The following is an 18,481-nucleotide window of genomic DNA, read 5'->3' as shown; positions in this document are numbered from 1 at the left end:
GGCGCAGCTGCCGTTCGCTCAGGCGAGCGGTGCTGCGACGGTGGCACCCGCGCGCAGGGTGCAGCGCAGCAGCACGGGTGAGGGGCTCTCGCCCGCGAGCAGCCGGAGCACACCGCGGCCGGCCGCACGCCCTTTTTCGAGGGCTGGTTGCACGAGGGTCGTGAGTTCGGGTGCGCGCTCCGGCCCGGCCGCCACGGCGTCGGTGCGGATGCCGTCGAACCCGAGCACGCTGAGGTCGGCCGGCACGACGAGGCCGAGCTCGTGTGCCGCCCGGATGACCCCGAGCGCGAGCAGGTCACTCTGGGCGATGACCGCCGTCGGGCGCCTGGCCGGGCCGGCGAGGATCGCACGCCCGGCGGCATAGCCCGACGCGATTGAGCTTGCCGGCGCCATCCAGCCCCGAAGCGTTTCATACACTTCGAGCACGCCGCGCAGACGCTCGAGTGCGGGGAACGAGGTGGCGCGCTCTTCCCAGTCCTCACGGAGCGGGCCAGAGGGGTGCCCTTCTCCGAGCGGGAGGGTGACGACGGCGATGTCGCGGTGGCCGAGTTCGTGCAGTCTGGTCGCGCCGACAGCGCTCGCTCGGCGATTGTCGAGGGCAATGTCGAGCACCGCGTCCATGGGCGCGGCTTCGATCGCGACGATCGGGATGCGACGCTGGCGAAGGATGGCGACCGAACGATCGAGGCGGGTGCTGCAGCCGACGAGCACAACGGCATCCATTGGCGCGGTTTCGATGGGGCTTGCGGGCTCGGCTGTATGGCCGTCTGTGCCCTCACCCCCTGTCGGGTCGGTGAGCAGCAGGATGCTGTGCCCGGCGGTGCCGAGCTCGTCGGCGAGCCCGTCGAGCATGGGGATGTTCATGGGGTCACGGAAGGCTTCGCGCAGGCGATCTTCGATGACGACCCCGACGATGCCGGTGCGGCCGCGGCGCAGCGAGCGCGCAACCGGGTCTGGCCCTCCATAGCCCAGCCGGTCGGCGGCAGCGAGCACGCGATCGCGGGTCTCGGCGGCGACGGGGCCGGCACCGCTGAACGCGAGGGAGGCGGTGGAGCGCGAAACGCCGGCGAGGTCGGCGACGGCGGCGAGCGTCGCCCGTGGTCTCGTTGCATCCGTGCTCATGGCTTGCTAGCCTACTCGAATCGGTTCGATCGAATCGATTCGATTGGGTCGATCTCTGAGGAACCATGCCGCACCCCACCCCAGCCCTCACGCAACGCCAGATCACGACGTGGCGCAACGCGATCTTCGCGATCTTCGGCATGTGCGGCATCGGCATCGCGAGCTGGATGGCCCGAACCCCCGCGGTCAAGGAGGCACTCGGCGCTTCGACCGCCGAAATGGGCTACCTCATCGTGTTCATCGCGACCGGCTCGATCCTCGGGCTCCTCGCGTCGAGCCACCTCGTCGCAAACTTCGGCTCCCAGCGCGTCATGGGCTGGTGCCTCGCGATCGGCCCCATCGGCCTCGTGGTGGCGGGGCTCGGCGTGAGCGTCGGCGGCACCACCGGGTTCTGGATCGTCGGCCCGGGCCTCGCCCTCTTCGGCGCGGCACTCGGCATCTGCGATGTCGCTATGAACCTCTCCGGCGCCGTGAATGAGCGCTTTCTCGGGCGCACCATGATGCCGGTCTTCCACGCGTTCTTCAGCATCGGCACCATGATCGGCGCTGGGCTCAGCGCCCTCGGCGAGCTCGCCAAGGTGCCCATCGCGACGCAGTCCCTCGTCGTCGCCGTCATCATCGCGGTCGTCGGGGTCGGCGCGGTGCGGTTCACCCAATCGGAGGCGCTCGTGACGGATGCCGCGGCCGACGACGACGGTGCAGCATCCGCCCACGGAACCTGGCGTGAACGCCTCACGATCTGGCGAGACCCCCGCACCATCCTGCTCGGCGTCATCGTGCTCGGGATGGCGCTGGCGGAGGGTTCGGCAAACGATTGGCTCGCGCTGACCATGGTTGAGGGCCACGACATGGAACGCGCCTCCGCGGCCCTCGTGTTCGGCCTCTTCGTCACCGCAATGACGGTCGGCCGGCTCGGCGGTGTCTTCGTGCTCGATCGGTTCGGCCGGGTGCCGGTGCTGCGGTGGTCGGCGGCGCTGGCAATCCTCGGACTGGTGATGGTCATCTTCGTGCCCATCGTGTGGGTGGCGGTGGTCGGCGTGGTGCTGTGGGGTCTCGGTTCGGCCCTCGGGTTCCCGACCGGCATGTCGGCGGCGGCGGATGATCCGCGCACGGCGGCGGCGCGCGTGAGTGCGGTTGCCACGATCGGCTACATCGCGTTCCTTGCGGGCCCGCTCAGCATCGGCCTACTCGGCGAGCACTTCGGCCTACTCAACGCCCTGCTCGTCGTGCTCGTGTTCGTCGTTGCGGCTGGTCTTGCCTCGGGGGCTGCCCGCGAGCCAGCGCGCAGCCACTGATCAGTCGCTGGCCGCCGCTGCCGGTATCGCCGGGCGCTTCTATAGTTCTGCGATTGGCACCCTTCTGCGATTCCCCATTTTCGTATAACATAAATCTGTGAACGACACTCGCGAGACGATCAACGGGGTTCCCGTTACCGAAGAGCAGATCGCCGCTTGGGCGGCCGAGGCTGAAGCTGGATACGACGTCGCGGTCTTGAAGCGACGCGGCCGAGGTCGGCCCGGCCGAGGGGCCGAGCCGACACAGGTCGTCGCCCTCCGGCTGACAACGCAGGAGATCGCCGACCTTGATGCGCGTGCACAGCGCGAGGGCAAGTCCCGATCCGAAGTGATCCGCGAGGCGCTGGCGACAGCGGGAAGGTACACCCGACAGTCCTGAAGCACGGGATCGAATCCGAGGATGCAATACAGGCCGCGACCTGGGCACTGTGGGTTGAGCGGGACGCTGAAGGCGGGCGAGATCGCCTGTGACAAGGAGTCGGTAGTCACCGATACTCTCGGAGAGATCGTGCCTAGTAGCGAGGCAGCAAGCATCGGCGAGGGAGCCACCAATGACAGACGCTAAAGTGACGGACTCCTCGACAATCGAGGACAGCGACTACCGAATCACGATTAGGGATTGCAACAGCATCGGCGAAGCCGTCATCTCTCTGCGCCCGTCGTCGCTCAACATCAAGTACGGTCCGAACGGTATTGGGAAGAGCACGATTGCTCGCGCTCTCACGCTAAGTACCGAAGGCGACGGCAACCTTGACGAGCTAACTCCCTTCAAGCATCGGGCGGACAGCAACGGAACGCGGCCCTCCGTCCAGGGGGCGGACGCGATCCGTAGTGTCCTTACTTTCAACGACACCTACGTCTCGCAGTTTGTTTTTCAGAGGGATGAAGTACTCAAGAACAGCTTCGAGATCTTCATTAATACCGAGGAGTACAAGTCCGGTCTTGCCCAGATCGAGGTGATGTTCGAGTCCTTGAAGCAGACCTTCGTGGACCAGGCCGAGTTCAATGAAGCGCTCAGCAGCTTCACTGAACTCCGCGACGCCTTCAACGTGACCAAGGGTGGCGCTGTCGCAAAGACGAGCCGGGGCTACAAGGCGCTCAGCATGTCGGGGAAGCTGAACAAAATCCCAGACCAGCTGCAGGGATACGAGCACTTTCTGCACAGCGACGATCCGGCGGGCTGGATCACTTGGCAGTCCAAGGGCAAAGCGTTCCTCGAGCTCTCAGAGAATTGCCCGTTCTGCTCGGTGGAGAGCGTGGACAAGGAGACCGCAACACGGGTCTCAGTCGAGTACGAATCCGCTGCAGTCAAGAACATGAGCGTGCTGCGAGCAGTCATAGAAAAGCTTGGCCGCTTTTTCGAGCCCGGATATCTGAAGCAGCTTGAAGCGCTGACGACCTCTCTCACAGGCGTAACCCCGGAGCAAGAACTCTTTCTCGTGACACTTCGTGGACAGGTGGAGACACTTCTCCTCAAGCTGTCCGCCCTCAAGGGGCTGTCGTTTCACGCGCTTCGAGATGAAAAGAACGTGGCGGCAGTGCTCAGCGAGCTAAAGATCGACCTAACACTCCTCCACGCGCTCAACTCCAAAGCCACCAAATCAGTAGTTGACCTGATCAACGGCAAACTCGATGAAGTTGCCACACAGATCAATGAAATTCGGCGCGGCATTGGGGAGCAGAAGACTCGAGTAGCGCGACTGATCAAAGCCAACCAGGACGCTATCAACGAGTTTCTGACGTCTGCTGGTTACCGGTACACCGTCCGGATCGAACCACAGGACGACTCGTACCGCATGCTTTTGGAACACCAGGATTCGCCGGGCCACCTTGAGTCGGCGTCGGACCACCTGAGCTACGGTGAGAAGAACGCATTCGCGTTGGTGCTGTTCATGCACCACGTCCAGCGGGAGAAGCCGGACCTCGTCATTTTGGATGACCCTGTTTCGAGCTTTGACAAGACCAAGAAGTTCGCGATCCTTCACCAGCTGTTCCATGGGAAGAACAGCCTTCGTGACTTGACTTCGCTCCTCCTTACGCACGACATTGAACCTGCCATTGACATTGTACGAACAGGAACATCGAGTCAGTTCCTCGCAACTAGACCAGTTGTGCACTTCCTGAGCGGTCGAGCAGGAACTGTAGCCGAGAAGCCGATTGAGCCCGGTGACATCACCACCTTCTCTGAGGTGTGTGACTCGAATATCTCTTCCGCGTCCGATTCAATAATCAAGTGCATCTACCTTCGCCGCCGGTTTGAGGTTCATGGAGCAAAGGGTGTCGGGTACGACCTGCTGTCGAGCCTCCTCCATCTTCGAGCTGAGCCCACCAAACGAGCTGAGTCGGGCGAACAGATCGCGCTGACCGAAGCAGAGATTGGCGAGGCCACCCAGTTGGTCAAGGAGCACATCGCGGACTTCGACTACGCGGACCTTCTTTCCAAGTTGCGGCAGCCTGGTGCTCTCAAAGCGCGCTTCGAGCGCACGGACGTCGGCTACGAGAAGGTTCAGCTTTTCCGGGTCATGTCGGTGCTCGATCCGGATGCACTGAAGGGTGACGATGTTTTCACGAAGTTCGTAAATGAGACCTACCACATCGAAAACGAGTACGTGATGCAGCTGAACCCTCGAGACTTTGACGCCGTACCTGAGTTCGTCATTGCAGCTTGTACTGAACTCGTGGCTCGGGCTCCCGTCGCGTAGTGGCGACCGGCCATAGGCTGGCTCACAACCCTGCTTTCAGGGGTCGCCCGACCCCGTACTCTGGGTAAGTGAGACTCGTCATCGCCCGGTGTTCCGTCGACTATGCCGGTCGGCTGAGCGCCCACCTCCCCCTCGCCACGAGGCTGCTCCTGCTCAAGGCCGACGGCTCCGTGCTCGTGCACTCCGACTCGCTCAGCTACAAGCCGCTCAACTGGATGAGCCGCGCTTAGGTGTGTATGTGCTTCGCGGTGATCATCTGAGGCTGAAGCCGCCGTCGCTCGTCAAAACTTGGCCGACAATCCAGCTTCCGGGTGACGTGGCGAGCCAGGCGATCAACTCGGCCGGATCCTCGGGAACACCGACACGCCCAAAGGGCGTCGATGCAAGATACTGCTGCAGCTCGTCGAGTGAACGGTCTGTGCTTTCAGGGTCCAGATATCCCGTGTTGACGGGGCCAGGGTTGATGGTGTTGAGGATCACACCGAGTTCGAGCAGTTCTGCGGCGACGGTCGCGGTGACTCCAGCCAGCGCAGCCTTGCTCGTCGCGTAGGCGACCTCGCCTCGCATAGGGCCGTGCATCTGACCCGAGGTCATCCAAAAGACATGGCCTCGCGGCACTAGGTACGGCTTCCCGCTATCGATCCGCTCCCCCGGCCGGCGGGCGGCCGAGACTGCAGATGCCTTGAGGCGCGCGAACTCGGCGGTGAGCAGCAAGGTCGATCGCGCGTTCACGGTCCAATGCGCGTCAAGCCGATCGAAGGTCATGTCGAGGATGCTGCCGTCGCGTCCACTCCTCGCCTGATTGCACACGAGAATGTCGAGAGAGCCGGTAAGTGCCGTGGCGACGCCGATGACATCATCGACCGCCTCGCGCTCGCCAAGGTCGGCGCCCACATTGGCACTCAGCGCTCCCCCCTGCAAACTGCTTCTGATGCTGTCCTGGACAGCATCAAGATCGTCCCCACCCCAAGGTTGCTCTAGGTCGTGCGGGCGGTAGTGGTGAGTCACGATATTCGCGCCGAGGGACGCCAACTTCACGGCGACGGCGTGGCCGATGCCGCGACGCCGGGAAACCCCGGTGATGAGGGCCGTCTTGCCCTGCAATGGTTGAACGCTGGTCACAGTGAACCTCTCGATTGTGCCGCGAGCGCGGCTCAAGTAAAGGACGAGGAGATCACTGGCCTGCCATACGAACGAGCATAGTCCGGTCGCTAACGTAGAGAAATGCGTCTCGTCATCGCGTGCTGCTCGGTCGACTACGCCGGGCGGCTCAGCGCTCACCTTCCCCTCGCCACCCGCCTTCTCCTGGTCAAGGCCGACGGAAGCGTCCTCGTGCACAGCGACTCGCTCTCGTATAAACCTTTGAACTGGATGAGCCGCGCTTAGGTGTGTCAAAGTGCATTCACCGTCCCGATCGGGTTTCTCGTCACGATCACCCTCGGAAGCATTGAGCCTTCGTTATTCTTCCCGGCGTCGTTGATTATCGTCGGAGCGCACTACTTGACGTTCATCTCGCTTTACGGAATGTGGCAGTTCAGCGCCCTCGCGGGTGTCCTCGTAGTGGTTGGCTCGATCGCGCTGTTCGTCCTTCCGGAACTGCGCACCCCCAGCGGCTGGGTTGGCGCGGCGGCTCTGCTGGTATTTGCCATCCCGCTCTACTTCGCGAAACGAGAGCCAGTCCACCCGCCATCCGAATAGTTCAAACCCTGGCTCTCGCCATGCGCGCCTCGGTGGCCTGGGTCGCGGAGACAACCGACAAGAGCGAGCAAGCCCGGTACCGTAGGAACAGTGAGACTCGTCATCGCCCGCTGTTCCGTCGACTATGCCGGACGCCTCAGCGCCCACCTGCCCCTCGCCACGAGGCTGCTCCTGCTCAAGGCCGACGGCTCCGTGCTCGTGCACTCCGACTCGTTGAGCTACAAGCCGCTCAACTGGATGAGCCCGCCCTGCGCGCTCACCACCATGGAGCCGGAGCCAGAGCAGGCCGACGCCGGCGTCGCCGAAATCTGGCGTGTGACGCAGGCGAAGACGGCTGACATGCTCGTCATCTCCATCCACGAGGTGTTGCACGACAGCAATCACGAGCTCGGCATCGACCCCGGTCTGCAAAAGGACGGGGTCGAGGCACACCTGCAAAAGCTGCTCGCCGAGCAGATCGACACGCTCGGCGACGGCTACCGGCTCGTGCGCCGCGAATACATGACGGCCATCGGCCCGGTCGACATTCTGGCGACGGATGCCACTGGCGCGAGTGTCGCCGTCGAAATCAAGCGGCGCGGCGACATCGATGGGGTCGAACAGCTCACTCGCTACCTGGAGCTCATGAATCGCGACCCGCGGCTCGCCCCCGTCGCCGGGGTGTTCGCGGCGCAGGAGATCAAACCGCAAGCGCGCACGCTGGCGGAGGACCGCGGCATCCGCTGCGTCGTGCTCGACTATGACGCGATGCGGGGCCTCGACGACAGCCACCTGCGGCTGTTCTAATCGTTAGGAGCATTCGTGAACCTGTACGCCGTCCTCTACGACTACACCGACAATCCCGGCGGGCGCGATGAGCACCGGGCCGAGCACCGCGGGTACCTTGCGTCACTGGTCGATTCGGGTGAACTCATCGCGAGCGGCCCCACCTTCGAGGGTGAGCGGGCCGGCGCGCTGCTCATCATGCGTGGCCCGTCGAGCGACCGGGTCGCCGAGCTGTTGGATGTCGATCCGTTCGCCATCGAAGGGCTTATCGCGTCGCGCCGCATCCTCGACTACTCGGTGGTGCTCGGCTCTCTCGGCTAACGTGCCCGCTCGGGCACCGGCGCGACGTAGGCTGGCGCCATGACCGAACCTTGGACATGCATCCTGTTCGACCTCGACGGCACCATCGCCGATTCGGCGCCCGGCATCACGGCGTCACTCGGCTACATGTTCGAGGAGCTTGGGCTCCCTGTTCCGTCGCAGGAGGAGCTCATCGCCTGGGTCGGGCCGCCCATTCTTGACTCGTTTCGCGACCGCGCCGGCATGAACGAGATCGAGTCGGCGCAGGCCCTCGCCGTATACCGGCGTCACTATCTTGAGAACGGCGCCCGCGAGAGCGCCATCTTCGCCGGCATCCCGGCGCTGCTGCGGGACATCCACCGGTCGGGGATTCCCCTGTCGCTCGCGACGTCGAAGCCGGAGTTTCCGGCATCCGTGATCCTCGACAACGCGAACCTCACGCAGTACTTCCGCGTGCTCGCCGGCTCGTCGATTGATGAGATTCGCAGCGCCAAGAAAGATGTTGTCGCCGAGGCCATGCACCGCTTCGGCATGATCGGGGTCGACACAAGTCGCCCGGTGATGGTCGGCGATCGCAAACACGATGTTGAGGGTGCTGCAGCCCACGGCATCCCGACCGTCATGGTCGAGTGGGGCTACGGCTCGGTCGTGGAGCAGGAGGGCGCGATCGCCGTCGCGTCGACGACCGCGGAACTGCGCAAAATCCTGCTCCCCTAACGGATGCGCTTCGGGGTCAGTGCGCAAGCCGCTCGACGACCGCGCCAAAGACACGCGGGATGCTCGCCACCACCGGGGGCCTCCCTGCCCGCAGCGCCGAACCGGCAAAATCGACCAGGCCCGTCGTGATGAGGTTGAAGGGCCGCGTGACCCGCTGCCATTCACGCTCGTAGGTCGCCGGGCGCCCGCGAGTGATCGCCTCAACAGCGGCGCGGGCTTGAGCGAAACCGAGCCGCAACCCTTCGCCGGCGAGCGCATCGACATAGCCGGAGGCGTCGCCGACCAGGAGCACGCGGCCCGCCGTTCTGGCGAACGTGCGCTGACGGAACGGCCCTGCGCCTTTCGGCTGGCTCACGACGGCAGCGCCCTCAAGACGCGCCTGCAGGGCGGGGATGCTGCGGAGCGTCGCATCGTACGGCAGCCCGCGCGGGCCCATCACGGTGACATCGACAACGCTCGGGGCGACCGGTGTGACATTCACCTCGGCCTCGGCGGCGTAGTGGATTTCGACCAGATCGGTCCAGGGTGCAACCTCGAAATGCTGGCGGATGCCGAAGCGCTGTTCCGCTTTCGGGGCGGGGGCCGTGAGCCCCGCGAGGCGGGCCGTCGAGGAGCGGAGGCCGTCGCATCCGAGCATCCACTTTGCCCGAATGGTCTCGCCGAGATCAGTGAACGCGGTGACGAAGCGTCCGTCCTGGTGGAGCCCCCGAAGCCGACCGTAGCCGCGCTCGATGCCTAGCTCCTCGGCGCGTTTCGTGAGGGCAGCGTGGAGCGCCGTGCGCCGCACGCCGACCCCGACGCCCGTAGTGAAGCGATGCTCGACCCGCCACGGGTCACCGACCGCACCACAGAACGCGATGCCACGCAGTGGCACCCCGCCCGGCACGACCCCGAGGCGACGCAGCATGGGCATCGCGCCCGGCAGCAGACTCTCGCTGCACGCCTTATCGATCGTGCCAATGCGCGGCTCAATGAGGGAGACCGAGAACCCCGCGAGCCGCGCCTCGATTGCGGCGGCGAGTCCGACAGGGCCACCCCCAACGATCAGCACGTCACTCATGCGAGCATCCCCAGGGCGCGCTTCTCAACCGGGATGCGGAAGCCAAGCAGCAGCACCGCATTGAGCAGCGTGAAGGCGATCGCGGTGATCCAGGCCGAATGCACGAGCGGCAGAGCAATGCCCTCGATGACGACGGCGACGTAGTTTGGATGCTGCATGAGCCGGTATGGCCCGCCCGTCACCCGAGCTGCGCCGGGGACAACGATGACTCTGGTGTTCCACTGCTGGCCGAGCGTGGCGATGCACCAGTACCGCAGCGCCTGGCTTGCGATCACGAGCACGAGCATGCTCCAGCCGAGCCACGGCACGAACGGGCGATCGAGCAACCACACCTCCGCGACGCAGGCGAGCAGCAGGCCCGTGTGGAGCAGCACCATCCAGCCGAAGTGCTCCCGCCCGAACTCGATGCCGTTGCGGGCGAACGCCGCCTTCGCGTTGCGCGTCGAGATCACCAGTTCGACGATTCGCTCGACACCGGTGGCGAGGATGAGCACGAGGTAGGCGATCATGCCCACTCCAGGAGCACGAATTCCGCGCTGACACCCGGCCCGAGCGCAAAGAGCAGTCCGGTTCCACCCGTCGGCACGCCGGACTGCATCACCTCGGCGAGCACATGCAACACCGCCGATGACGAAAGGTTGCCGACGCGCTCCAACACCGCCCAGCTCCGCTCGAGCTCCGCCCTCGGTAGCGCGAGCGCCTGCTCGAATGCCTCAAGCACTTTGGGCCCACCAGGATGCGCGATCCACTCATCGATGGCCGCGATGCTGAGGTGGTGCTCGGCGAGGAAGGCAGCGACATCCGCCGGGAACCGCTCAAGAATGACCTCGGCGACGCCGGGGGTCAGCACGATCTCGAACCCGGTCGAGCTCACATTCCAGCCGATGACGTCGCGGGTCTCCGGGTAGTAGGCGCTCCGTGTCGCCACGACGGTCGGCCCCGTCTCCGGGCGCGCGTCGCCCACCATCACGACAGCGGTCGCGCCATCGCCGAAGAGGCCGGTCGCGACAAAGTTGGCCATGCTCGCGTCGCCGCGCTGCAGCGTGAGCGAACAGAGCTCGACGCTCACAAGCAGGGCGACCCCGAGCGGATGCCCCGCAAGGTAGTCATCGACGCGTGCAATGCCGGCCGCGCCGGCCACACACCCGAGCCCGAACGAGGGCACACGTTTGACGTCGGGCCTGAAGCCCATGCGGTGCACGAGGAGGCCATCAATGGATGGTGCGGCGATCCCTGTGACGGAGGTAAAGAAGATGTAGTCGACATCGGCTGGCACGAGCGCGGCGTCGGCGAGCGCCGCGGCGACGGCGCGCTCCGCGAGCAGCGTCCCTTGCTCAATGAACACGTCGTTGGTCGCGCCGAAGTCGCCGAGGTGCGCATACTGCTCAAGGGGCAGCACGGTGTGCCGTGTGCCGATGCCCGTTGCTGAGTGGAGGCGATCAATGACAGCGCGGTGGGTGGGCGTCGACGAGAGAAGCCCCGAAAGCTCGGCCGTGATGTCTGCCTGAGCATAGACATGCTCGGGCAGCACGGGCGCGATCGCGCAGAGACGGGACATGGGCAGAACGTAGCACGGGCCATTTGCCGAGTTTCGTGTGAGTTTGCTTGCCATTTCGTGTGCTCTCCACATCCGCGGCGATTACACTTGCTTCGGCGCGTCGGGAAGTCTGGTCGACACTGTGTTTGGCAACCCCCGTTCGGTTTCGCAACCCCCGTTCGGCAATCCTGTGAGGAGCCCCGTGTCCGACCCCCGCCCAGCCCCCTCTGAGCCCGGCCCCCAGATGCCAGGCGCACCACGCGAGACCCGAACCCTTTTCGGGTTCGGCCGCTACAGCGAGGCACTCCGTGTCGGCTCGATCCTTCGCAAAGAGACTGTCGGTGGTGGCATTCTCGTCGCCGCCGCGATCATCGCCATCGTGTGGGCGAACTCGCCCTGGGCAGAGAACTACTTCGCACTCCGTGATTTCAAGATCGGATACGAGCCTTGGCACCTTGAGTTGACCCTCGGCCACTGGGCGGCCGACGGGCTGCTCGCCATCTTCTTCTTCCTCGTCGGGCTCGAACTCAAGCGTGAGTTCGTCTCCGGCGACCTCCGCAAACCATCGACGGCGATCGTCCCGGTCGCTGCCGCAATCGGCGGCGTCGTTGTTCCCGCGGCCCTCTACGTGCTTATCAATATGGGAGACCCTGAGTCGCTACGCGGGTGGGCTACCCCTACCGCCACTGATATTGCGTTCGCGGTTGCGGTGCTCGCCATCATCGGCTCCAGCTTGCCGACCTCGCTCCGCATCTTCCTCCTCACCCTCGCTGTGGTCGATGACCTGCTCGCGATCGGCATCATCGCGGTGTTCTACACAACTGACATCCAGATGACGCCGCTGCTGCTCGCCCTCATTCCACTCGCCCTCTACACGTTCTTGGCACAGCGCTACCGCCACCTCTTCGACAAGTACCGGGCGAGCGCCTGGGTCATCCTCCTGCCCATCGGCATGGTGGTGTGGGCGCTCGTGCATGCCTCGGGCATCCACGCCACCATCGCCGGCGTCGTGCTCGGCTTCGCCATCCCGGTGCTCCATAAGAAGCGACCCGGTGTCCCCGAGATCGCCGACGACAAGCCGGGCCTCGCCGAGATCTTTGAGCACCGGTTCCGGCCGCTCTCTGCCGGCTTCGCTGTGCCCGTCTTTGCCTTCTTCTCAGCGGGCGTCGCGATCGGTGGCGTCGAAGGATTCGCATCCTCACTCGCCGACACCGTCACCATCGGCATCATCGTGGCCCTGGTGCTCGGCAAGCCACTCGGCATCCTGGGGTTCACCTGGCTGCTCTCCAAAATCACCCGCATCAAGCTCGACCCAAGCCTGCGCTGGGTCGACCTTTTGGGGGTGTCGTTCCTCGCCGGCATCGGCTTCACCGTGTCGCTGCTCATCGCCGACCTCAGCTTTGGCATGGGGGTCGTGAACGACCACGCGAAGGTCGGCATTCTGAGCGCGTCAGTGCTCGCCGCCATCCTCGGTGCGATCGTGCTCCGCTCACGCAACCGCCACTACAAGCGCATCGCCGCCCTCGAGAAGGTCGACGCCGACGCCGACGGCATCCCGGATGTCTACCAGCGCGGCCCTGAGGAGCGCTAACGCAACCCCTGCCGGGACCCTCGCCGCTACTTTGCGGCGCGGGCGAGGTACTGCAGTGCGAACTCGTAGCCGAGCGTGCCAGCACCCGCAATGACAGCGGATGCGACATCCGACAAGTAGGAGTGGTGACGAAACGCCTCGCGAGCGTGCACGTTCGTGATGTGCACCTCGACCATCGGCACCTCCGAAGCGACGACCGCGTCGCGGATCGCCACCGAGGTGTGCGTGTAAGCCCCCGCATTGAGCACAATGCCGACCGCGCGACCGCGCGCCGAATGGATCGCCTCGACGAGCTCGCCCTCGTGATTGCTCTGCACGAACTCAACCTGCACGCCCTCTGCTTCGGCCGCGCGGGTGACGCGCGCCGCGACATCCGCGAGCGTCTCGTGCCCGTATTTCGCTGGCTCGCGCGTGCCAAGCAGGTTCAGGTTTGGCCCGTTGACGACGAGGACGAGGGGCAGTTCGTGAGTCATGCGCCCATTCTGTCAGGCGCGCCTAGCTCGTGAGTCGAACCGTGCCACGGGATCGCTCGACTCGAACCGCAGTCCGTTGAGAAACAGTGTGACCCCACCGCTGAAGGCGTCGGATTCGGCGTCGAGCTTCGCGACGGCCGCGGAGTGCTGCTCCGCCACGAGGCCGAGGCTGTCGGCCTGCAGGCGCTGCTGCTCATGGAAGACGTGGCCGAGAATGAAGTGGAGCAGTGCGGCTGCGGCGATATCGCATGTGCGCGCGTCGAAGGCACCGAGCGCGAGAACCCTGCGGAGACCCACGAGGGCGCCCCCTCCGCCAAGCCCGAACGCGAGGGAACTCGAGACTACCTCCGCACCATCACGATAGGCGAGCAGCGCATCCCGAAGCGCCGAGGCCTGCCTGGCGGTTGCGTCGCGCCAGCCCGAGACTGGAGCGGTCGCGGTGTCAGCGCGGGCCACAATGCGATCGGACACGCAAGCGAGCAGGGTCTGCTTGTTGGGAAAATGCCAATACAGCGCGCTCGCTTGTACATCGAGGGCCGCCGCGAGTCTGCGCATGGTCAGGTCGGCGAGACCGTGTGAGTCAAGGATGCCGAGTGCCGCCTCGACCACGTCGTCGCGGGAGTGTCTGCCGTTCGAGAGATTCATCGCGCCCCCTTTTGGTTTTTCGCTACAGCCATGGCTAGTGTAAACACCGTTCAGGTGAACAGTGTTCAGGTGTGGCCGAACACGGCATACCAAGGAGAAACGTGATGGACCAGCAAGTCTCGCCCATGGGGTCAATGGCCCGAATTGCAGTCTTCGCGGCGATTATCGCCGTGCTTGGCATCCCCGGTGCCATCCCCGCGTTCGGCGGTGCCGTGCCCATCACCGCGCAGACCCTCGGCGTCATGCTGGCGGGCGCGGTGCTCGGCCCGTGGCGCGGTGCCGCCGCCGTGCTGGTATTTGAAGTTCTCGTGCTGGTCGGTCTGCCATTGCTCTCTGGCGGCCGCGGTGGTGCGGGCGTCTTCGTGGGACCGTCAGCCGGATACCTCCTCGGCTGGATCCTCGGTGCATTCGTGATCGGTGCCATCCTCCGCGCTGGGCCGGTGCGGCCGACCTGGTGGCGCACCGCGCTCGCCTGTGTCGTCGGCGGCATTCTCGTGATCTACGCCGTCGGCATCCCGATCCAGTCGCTCGTGACCGGCCTGCCCCTCGATGCGACCGCCCTCACGAGCCTTGCCTTCGTGCCAGGTGACATCATCAAAGTCGTCGTTGCCACGATCATCACCCTTGCGCTCTGGCGCGCCTACCCAAAGGCGTTCGATCGGGGCAGTTCCAGTGCAACCCCGGTTCCGGCGAAAACACTCCAGGGAGACGCATCGCCGGAGTGAACACACACGAAGCGGGGCCGATCACACCAGGGCGCATCACACTGATCCGGTCGGATGACCCGAACGACACGCTCCTCACCGTGGCGGCCGTGCGGCGCGGCGGCGGGATACCGCTCGTCGGCGATGACCGCTGGGCGCCCGCGTACTGGGCGGAGCTCCGCAGGCGCATCGACAAGAGCGTCGATCAGTTGGGAATCGCGTGGGCGACATTGAGTTCGGGCACCAGCGGGGCACCGAGGGTGATCGTGCGCTCGGCGGCATCCTGGGCCGACTCGTTCCCAGCCGTCACTGAGCTCCTCGAACTCACGAGCGATGACACGGTGTACCTCCCAGCCCCGCTGTCGGCGTCGATGTCGATGTTCTCGGTAGCCCACGCCGAGGCGGTCGGGGCGAGCATCCGACTGCCGCGAGGTCACGCCTTCTCCCCGGACGCGCTCGATGACGCCACCGTCGTGCACGGCACGCCACACTCGCTTCAGTCAATCGTTGAATCGGGGGTTCCGCATCGCCTGCGCGTCGCCCTGGTGGGCGGGGCGCGCTTGGATGACGCACTCCGGGCGAGGGCGCAGGCCCAGGGCATCCGAGTCATCTCGTACTACGGCGCGGCCGAACTCTCATTCGTAACAGTGGATCCCGATGGGAGCGGGCTTCGCCCGTTCCCAGGAGTCGAGATCGCTGAGCGGCTTGGCGAGGTGTGGGTGCGCTCGCCATACCTCGCCGCCGGATATCTCGGGGCGTCCGGCGGTTCGCTTCGCCGCGACGACGACGGCTGGGCCACCGTTGGGGACCTGCTTGCGGATACGTCACTCGGCTCGCTGCAACTCCGGGGCCGCAGCGACGGCGCGATTCTCACGGCGGCGGCGACGGTCGTCCCCGAAGACGTCGAGGCAGAGCTCCGAGCCATAGCTGGGGTGAGTGACGCCGTCGTATTTGGGATTCCCAACGCTGGCGCGGGATCGCTCGTCGGAGCCGTCATCGAGACGGGTGCGAGCGCACCCGCCCTGCGCGAGCTGCGGGAGCAGGCACGGACGCGACTCGCCCCGAGCCACCTGCCTCGCCAGTGGTTCCGCACGGAATCGCTCGCCCGCACGGCGTCAGGCAAACCAGCACGAGCACAGATCGAGCATGATGCCCTCGCCGGAAGGATCGCGCGCTATGTCTGATGCGCCGGTAATCGTGGCAGCCCGCCGCACGCCCATCGCGGTGCGCGGCGGTCGCCTGTCAGGGCTGTCAGCCGAGGCGCTCGCGGCTGCGGTGATCTCGACCTGCCGGGATGACGCGGGCTTCACCGGCGCCGGCTCCAGGGAGGTTGGCGATGTGGTGCTCGGCAACTGCATGGGCCCGGGCGGGAACCTCGCGCGAATTGCGGCGCTCGAAGCGGGCATCCCCGTGACGGTGCCGGGCGTCACCATCGACCGGCAGTGCGGCAGCGGCCTTTCGGCGATCATCCTGGCGGGCGACGCGATCCGCGCCGGTGATGATCGCCCGCACATCGCCGGTGGGGTGGAGAGCGCATCCACCGCACCACGTCGCATCGCCAACGGGGTCGCCTATGCGCGTGCGCCCTTCGCCCCAGCCGGCTTCGCCGATCCCGAGATGGGTCCTGCCGCCCAGGCGCTCGCCGCGAAGTTTGGTATTGATCGCGCGGCGCAGGATTCATACGCCGCGCGAAGCCACCGGCTCGCGCTCGACGCCATGGCGCACGGGCGCTTCGCTGAAGAAATCATCGCGATCGCCGACATGAGCGCTGACGACGGCCCCCGCAGCGGGATGCCCCGGATGCTTTCCCGTTTCAGCGCCCTCTATCCCGACGACCCCGCACCGACAGTGACCGCGGGCAACTCCTGCCGAAACAGCGACGGGGCGGCGGCGGTCACGATTGTGCCGGCAACCTCCCGCGCCGGCGCGCCAGGACTCGCCCTCATCGCGCATGCCACGGTCGGATGCGACCCTGCCCTCCCCGGCATCGGTCCGGTCGCCGCTGTCGAGCGGCTCCTGGGGGTGGCGGGCATCGACCTGGATGACATCGCCGCCTTCGAGATCGTAGAGGCGTTCGCGGCGCAAACCCTCGCCGTGTTGCAGCCGCTGGGCCTTGCCGACGGTGGCCGGATCGATCCGCGGGTGTGCTCCGACGGTGGTGCCATCGCGCTTGGGCATCCTTGGGGCGCGAGCGGCGCGGTCGGGGTCGTCCGCCTGTTTTCGCGGCTCGTGCGTTCCGGGATGCCCGCCGGCTCGCTCGGCGTTGCCACTGCGGCGATCGGCGGCGGGATGGGCGTGGCTGCGCTGGTTCAGGTCGTGCGATGACTGAGATCCGCTTCGATCACGTCTCGGTGGACTTCGCCGGCCGCCAGGCGCTGAGCGATGTATCTGTCAGCCTTAGTCATCCGCGGATTGCGGTGATCGGGCCCAACGGTTCAGGCAAGTCCACCTTCGCGCGGCTTGTCAACGGACTGGTGACGGCAACCTCTGGCACCGTTCTCGTCCACGACCTGGATCCCGCACGACAGGGCAAGCTGGTGCGTCGGCAGGTCGGGTTTGTGTTCAGCAATCCGGATGCGCAGATCATCATGCCGACCGTGGCAGAAGACGTGGGATTCTCGTTGCGCGGGCGCGGACTCGCTCGGTCCGAGATCGATCAGCGGGTGGCATCCGCTCTCGATGCGTTCGGACTCGACGAGCACGCCGATGCGCCCGCGCACAGCCTTTCCGGTGGGCAAAAGCAACTCCTCGCTCTCGCAGCGATCCTCGTCACCGACCCCGCCCTCGTCGTCGCCGACGAACCCACCGCCTCGCTCGACGGCGCGAACACGAAGCGGATGGCCGGGCATCTCCTCGACGGACGCCACCAGCTGCTGCTCGTCACGCACGACCTGGCCCTCGCCGCGCGATGCGACGTTGCCCTGAGATTCGCGGACGGCCGTCTCGTCGAACACGGCGAACCAGACGAAGTGATCGCGAACTACGAGCGGAGCTTCGCGTGATCTCGCTGTACCGGCCCGGCTCAAGCCTTCTGCACCGGATTCCTGCCGGGCTCAAGATTTTCGTCTTTGCGGCACTGGCGCTCGCGATCGGCGTCGTGGGCACCACGCCCGTCTCCGTTGGGATCGCGCTGCTTCTCCTCATCGCGCTCTACTTCGTCGCAGGTTTGGGCCTCGGAGAGCTCGCGCGTCAGGTGCTCGCGGCTCGCTGGATCATCCTCGTCATGGTGGTGACGCAGCTGTTGTTCCTGCCGGTCATGACGGCGGCAGTCAACACCGGTCGAGTGGTGATCGTCATCCTGCTCGCCGCGCTGCTCACACTCACCACTCGCGTTCCCGACATGCTCGCCGCCCTGGAACGCGCGCTGAGCCCACTCGCGCGGGTGGGAGTCAATCCCGCAAGCGTGAGCCTGCTGTTCGCGATCACCGCGACCACGATTCCGCTCATCGCTCGTTTTGCCGGCGAAATCCGTGAGGCGCAGCGGGCACGCGGCGTCGCAGCCGGTCCGCAGTCGGTCGTGGTTCCGTTGCTGGTGATGTCACTGATGCACTCAGACGACCTCGCCGAAGCCATGCTGGCGCGCGGGGTGGAGTGAGGAAGAAAGGAAGAGCCCGACCGATGGTCGGGCTCTTCCTGAATTTGGTGCGCGAGGGGGGACTTGAACCCCCACGCCCTTGCGGGCACTGGCACCTGAAGCCAGCGCGTCTGCCATTTCGCCACTCGCGCAGACTCAGCGAGATTATCACAGTGCAGTGCCGCCGATCGCTGCCCTCTCGGCCCCTGCGGGCGGTCGCTCCCGTGGCGGATGGGGTCGTTCCGTGGGCTGACATTGGGCCGCGCGCCCGCGACGCCCAATACATTGGGGCTAACAT

The 18,481-nt window shown here is 65.7% G+C and carries 20 protein-coding genes, 1 tRNA gene and 2 pseudogenes; 15 read left to right on the top strand and 8 right to left on the bottom strand.

Annotation, left to right across the window (positions count from 1 at the left end):
• Positions 1-18: 18 nt before the first annotated feature.
• Positions 19-1,122, bottom strand: coding sequence for a LacI family DNA-binding transcriptional regulator (locus tag ACY48M_RS11255; protein WP_462820371.1), 1,104 nt, complete (start codon positions 1,120-1,122; stop codon positions 19-21).
• A gap of 65 nt (positions 1,123-1,187) precedes the next feature.
• Between ACY48M_RS11255 and ACY48M_RS11250 the strand changes: the two genes are divergently transcribed.
• The 4 genes and pseudogenes from ACY48M_RS11250 to ACY48M_RS11235 all read left to right on the top strand — a co-directional run.
• Positions 1,188-2,417 carry an MFS transporter gene (locus ACY48M_RS11250; RefSeq protein ID WP_462820370.1) on the top strand — a complete coding sequence of 410 codons (1,230 nt, stop codon included), beginning with the start codon at positions 1,188-1,190 and terminating at the stop codon, positions 2,415-2,417.
• 97 nt (positions 2,418-2,514) lie between these two features.
• On the top strand, positions 2,515-2,796 hold the full coding sequence (locus ACY48M_RS11245; protein ID WP_462820369.1) for a ribbon-helix-helix protein, CopG family: 282 nt from the start codon (positions 2,515-2,517) through the stop codon (positions 2,794-2,796).
• A 172-nt stretch (positions 2,797-2,968) separates the two neighbouring features.
• Positions 2,969-5,119, top strand: coding sequence for an AAA family ATPase (locus ACY48M_RS11240; protein ID WP_462820368.1), 2,151 nt, complete (start codon positions 2,969-2,971; stop codon positions 5,117-5,119).
• Positions 5,120-5,187: 68 nt separating this feature from the next.
• Positions 5,188-5,340, top strand: a pseudogene (locus ACY48M_RS11235) (endonuclease NucS); the annotation flags it as partial.
• A 31-nt stretch (positions 5,341-5,371) separates the two neighbouring features.
• Here the strand turns inward: ACY48M_RS11235 and ACY48M_RS11230 are convergent.
• On the bottom strand, positions 5,372-6,241 hold the full coding sequence (locus ACY48M_RS11230) for an SDR family oxidoreductase (protein WP_462820367.1): 870 nt from the start codon (positions 6,239-6,241) through the stop codon (positions 5,372-5,374).
• Positions 6,242-6,343: 102 nt separating this feature from the next.
• Here ACY48M_RS11230 and ACY48M_RS11225 point away from each other — a divergent pair.
• From ACY48M_RS11225 to ACY48M_RS11205, 5 genes and pseudogenes are all read left to right on the top strand, one after another.
• Positions 6,344-6,496 (top strand): annotated as a pseudogene (locus ACY48M_RS11225) (endonuclease NucS); the annotation flags it as partial.
• Positions 6,497-6,505: 9 nt separating this feature from the next.
• Entirely contained in the window at positions 6,506-6,817 is a 312-nt protein-coding gene (locus tag ACY48M_RS11220; protein WP_462820366.1) for a DUF7010 family protein, read from the top strand.
• Positions 6,818-6,907: 90 nt separating this feature from the next.
• Positions 6,908-7,603: an endonuclease NucS gene (gene nucS / locus ACY48M_RS11215; protein WP_462820365.1), complete on the top strand. Its 696-nt coding sequence runs from the start codon at positions 6,908-6,910 to the stop codon at positions 7,601-7,603.
• Positions 7,604-7,618: 15 nt separating this feature from the next.
• Complete coding sequence (locus ACY48M_RS11210; protein WP_462820364.1) at positions 7,619-7,903, top strand: YciI family protein; 285 nt, start codon at positions 7,619-7,621, stop codon at positions 7,901-7,903.
• 39 nt (positions 7,904-7,942) lie between these two features.
• The gene (locus tag ACY48M_RS11205; RefSeq protein ID WP_462820363.1) at positions 7,943-8,599 is read left to right on the top strand and encodes an HAD hydrolase-like protein; all 657 of its coding nucleotides are present in this window, start codon (positions 7,943-7,945) and stop codon (positions 8,597-8,599) included.
• A gap of 16 nt (positions 8,600-8,615) precedes the next feature.
• Here ACY48M_RS11205 and ACY48M_RS11200 read toward each other — a convergent pair whose 3' ends face one another.
• Genes ACY48M_RS11200 through ACY48M_RS11190 form a run of 3 tightly spaced genes read right to left on the bottom strand, consistent with a single transcriptional unit; the run spans position 8,616 to position 11,217 of the window.
• Positions 8,616-9,659: an NAD(P)/FAD-dependent oxidoreductase gene (locus tag ACY48M_RS11200; protein WP_462820362.1), complete on the bottom strand. Its 1,044-nt coding sequence runs from the start codon at positions 9,657-9,659 to the stop codon at positions 8,616-8,618.
• Positions 9,656-10,168 (bottom strand): isoprenylcysteine carboxyl methyltransferase family protein, encoded by a 513-nt coding sequence (locus ACY48M_RS11195; protein WP_462820361.1) that lies wholly within the window; start codon positions 10,166-10,168, stop codon positions 9,656-9,658. Before ACY48M_RS11195 ends, ACY48M_RS11200 begins: the two co-directional genes overlap by 4 nt.
• Positions 10,165-11,217: a type III polyketide synthase gene (locus ACY48M_RS11190; protein WP_462820360.1), complete on the bottom strand. Its 1,053-nt coding sequence runs from the start codon at positions 11,215-11,217 to the stop codon at positions 10,165-10,167. The genes ACY48M_RS11195 and ACY48M_RS11190 overlap by 4 nt, the downstream gene beginning before the upstream one ends.
• A 223-nt stretch (positions 11,218-11,440) precedes the next feature.
• On the opposite strand from ACY48M_RS11190, the gene nhaA reads away from it, so the two are divergent.
• Entirely contained in the window at positions 11,441-12,787 is a 1,347-nt protein-coding gene (gene nhaA, locus ACY48M_RS11185; protein WP_462820550.1) for a Na+/H+ antiporter NhaA, read from the top strand.
• Between the two features lie 26 nt (positions 12,788-12,813).
• Here the strand turns inward: nhaA and aroQ are convergent, their stop codons facing one another.
• Positions 12,814-13,260, bottom strand: a complete 447-nt coding sequence (gene aroQ / locus ACY48M_RS11180; RefSeq protein ID WP_462820359.1) for a type II 3-dehydroquinate dehydratase — start codon at positions 13,258-13,260, stop codon at positions 12,814-12,816.
• A gap of 12 nt (positions 13,261-13,272) precedes the next feature.
• A complete protein-coding gene (locus ACY48M_RS11175) occupies positions 13,273-13,905 on the bottom strand; it encodes a TetR family transcriptional regulator (RefSeq protein WP_462820358.1) in 633 nt (210 codons plus the stop codon).
• A 104-nt stretch (positions 13,906-14,009) separates the two neighbouring features.
• On the opposite strand from ACY48M_RS11175, the gene ACY48M_RS11170 reads away from it, so the two are divergent.
• Genes ACY48M_RS11170 through ACY48M_RS11150 form a run of 5 tightly spaced genes read left to right on the top strand, consistent with a single transcriptional unit; the run spans position 14,010 to position 18,204 of the window.
• Positions 14,010-14,630: a biotin transporter BioY gene (locus ACY48M_RS11170; protein ID WP_462820357.1), complete on the top strand. Its 621-nt coding sequence runs from the start codon at positions 14,010-14,012 to the stop codon at positions 14,628-14,630.
• Complete coding sequence (locus tag ACY48M_RS11165; protein ID WP_462820356.1) at positions 14,627-15,793, top strand: AMP-binding protein; 1,167 nt, start codon at positions 14,627-14,629, stop codon at positions 15,791-15,793. The genes ACY48M_RS11170 and ACY48M_RS11165 overlap by 4 nt, the downstream gene beginning before the upstream one ends.
• Positions 15,786-16,934, top strand: coding sequence for a thiolase family protein (locus tag ACY48M_RS11160; RefSeq protein ID WP_462820355.1), 1,149 nt, complete (start codon positions 15,786-15,788; stop codon positions 16,932-16,934). Before ACY48M_RS11165 ends, ACY48M_RS11160 begins: the two co-directional genes overlap by 8 nt.
• Positions 16,931-17,611, top strand: coding sequence for an energy-coupling factor ABC transporter ATP-binding protein (locus ACY48M_RS11155; RefSeq protein WP_462820354.1), 681 nt, complete (start codon positions 16,931-16,933; stop codon positions 17,609-17,611). Before ACY48M_RS11160 ends, ACY48M_RS11155 begins: the two co-directional genes overlap by 4 nt.
• The gene (locus tag ACY48M_RS11150; RefSeq protein WP_462820353.1) at positions 17,608-18,204 is read left to right on the top strand and encodes an energy-coupling factor transporter transmembrane component T family protein; all 597 of its coding nucleotides are present in this window, start codon (positions 17,608-17,610) and stop codon (positions 18,202-18,204) included. Before ACY48M_RS11155 ends, ACY48M_RS11150 begins: the two co-directional genes overlap by 4 nt.
• Before the next feature lie 45 nt (positions 18,205-18,249).
• On the opposite strand, the gene ACY48M_RS11145 is transcribed toward ACY48M_RS11150, so the two are convergent.
• Positions 18,250-18,335, bottom strand: a tRNA-Leu gene (locus tag ACY48M_RS11145).
• Positions 18,336-18,481 lie beyond the last annotated feature (146 nt).

This window comes from Homoserinimonas flava (genome assembly GCF_054969005.1).
The sequence above is the reverse complement of the archived record's forward strand: the minus strand, read 5'-3'. Positions and strand labels throughout refer to the sequence as shown.

What these genes read in the sequence shown, in the direction of transcription:
- ACY48M_RS11255 (WP_462820371.1), bottom strand. Translation starts at nt 1,122, where the DNA reads ATGAGCACGGATGCAACGAGACCACGGGCGACGCTCGCCGCCGTCGCC.
- ACY48M_RS11250 (WP_462820370.1), top strand. Translation starts at nt 1,188, where the DNA reads ATGCCGCACCCCACCCCAGCCCTCACGCAACGCCAGATCACGACGTGG.
- ACY48M_RS11240 (WP_462820368.1), top strand. Translation starts at nt 2,969, where the DNA reads ATGACAGACGCTAAAGTGACGGACTCCTCGACAATCGAGGACAGCGAC.
- ACY48M_RS11205 (WP_462820363.1), top strand. Translation starts at nt 7,943, where the DNA reads ATGACCGAACCTTGGACATGCATCCTGTTCGACCTCGACGGCACCATC.
- ACY48M_RS11200 (WP_462820362.1), bottom strand. Translation starts at nt 9,659, where the DNA reads ATGAGTGACGTGCTGATCGTTGGGGGTGGCCCTGTCGGACTCGCCGCC.
- ACY48M_RS11195 (WP_462820361.1), bottom strand. Translation starts at nt 10,168, where the DNA reads ATGATCGCCTACCTCGTGCTCATCCTCGCCACCGGTGTCGAGCGAATC.
- ACY48M_RS11190 (WP_462820360.1), bottom strand. Translation starts at nt 11,217, where the DNA reads ATGTCCCGTCTCTGCGCGATCGCGCCCGTGCTGCCCGAGCATGTCTAT.
- nhaA (WP_462820550.1), top strand. Translation starts at nt 11,441, where the DNA reads ATGCCAGGCGCACCACGCGAGACCCGAACCCTTTTCGGGTTCGGCCGC.
- aroQ (WP_462820359.1), bottom strand. Translation starts at nt 13,260, where the DNA reads ATGACTCACGAACTGCCCCTCGTCCTCGTCGTCAACGGGCCAAACCTG.
- ACY48M_RS11175 (WP_462820358.1), bottom strand. Translation starts at nt 13,905, where the DNA reads ATGAATCTCTCGAACGGCAGACACTCCCGCGACGACGTGGTCGAGGCG.
- ACY48M_RS11170 (WP_462820357.1), top strand. Translation starts at nt 14,010, where the DNA reads ATGGACCAGCAAGTCTCGCCCATGGGGTCAATGGCCCGAATTGCAGTC.
- ACY48M_RS11160 (WP_462820355.1), top strand. Translation starts at nt 15,786, where the DNA reads ATGTCTGATGCGCCGGTAATCGTGGCAGCCCGCCGCACGCCCATCGCG.
- ACY48M_RS11155 (WP_462820354.1), top strand. Translation starts at nt 16,931, where the DNA reads ATGACTGAGATCCGCTTCGATCACGTCTCGGTGGACTTCGCCGGCCGC.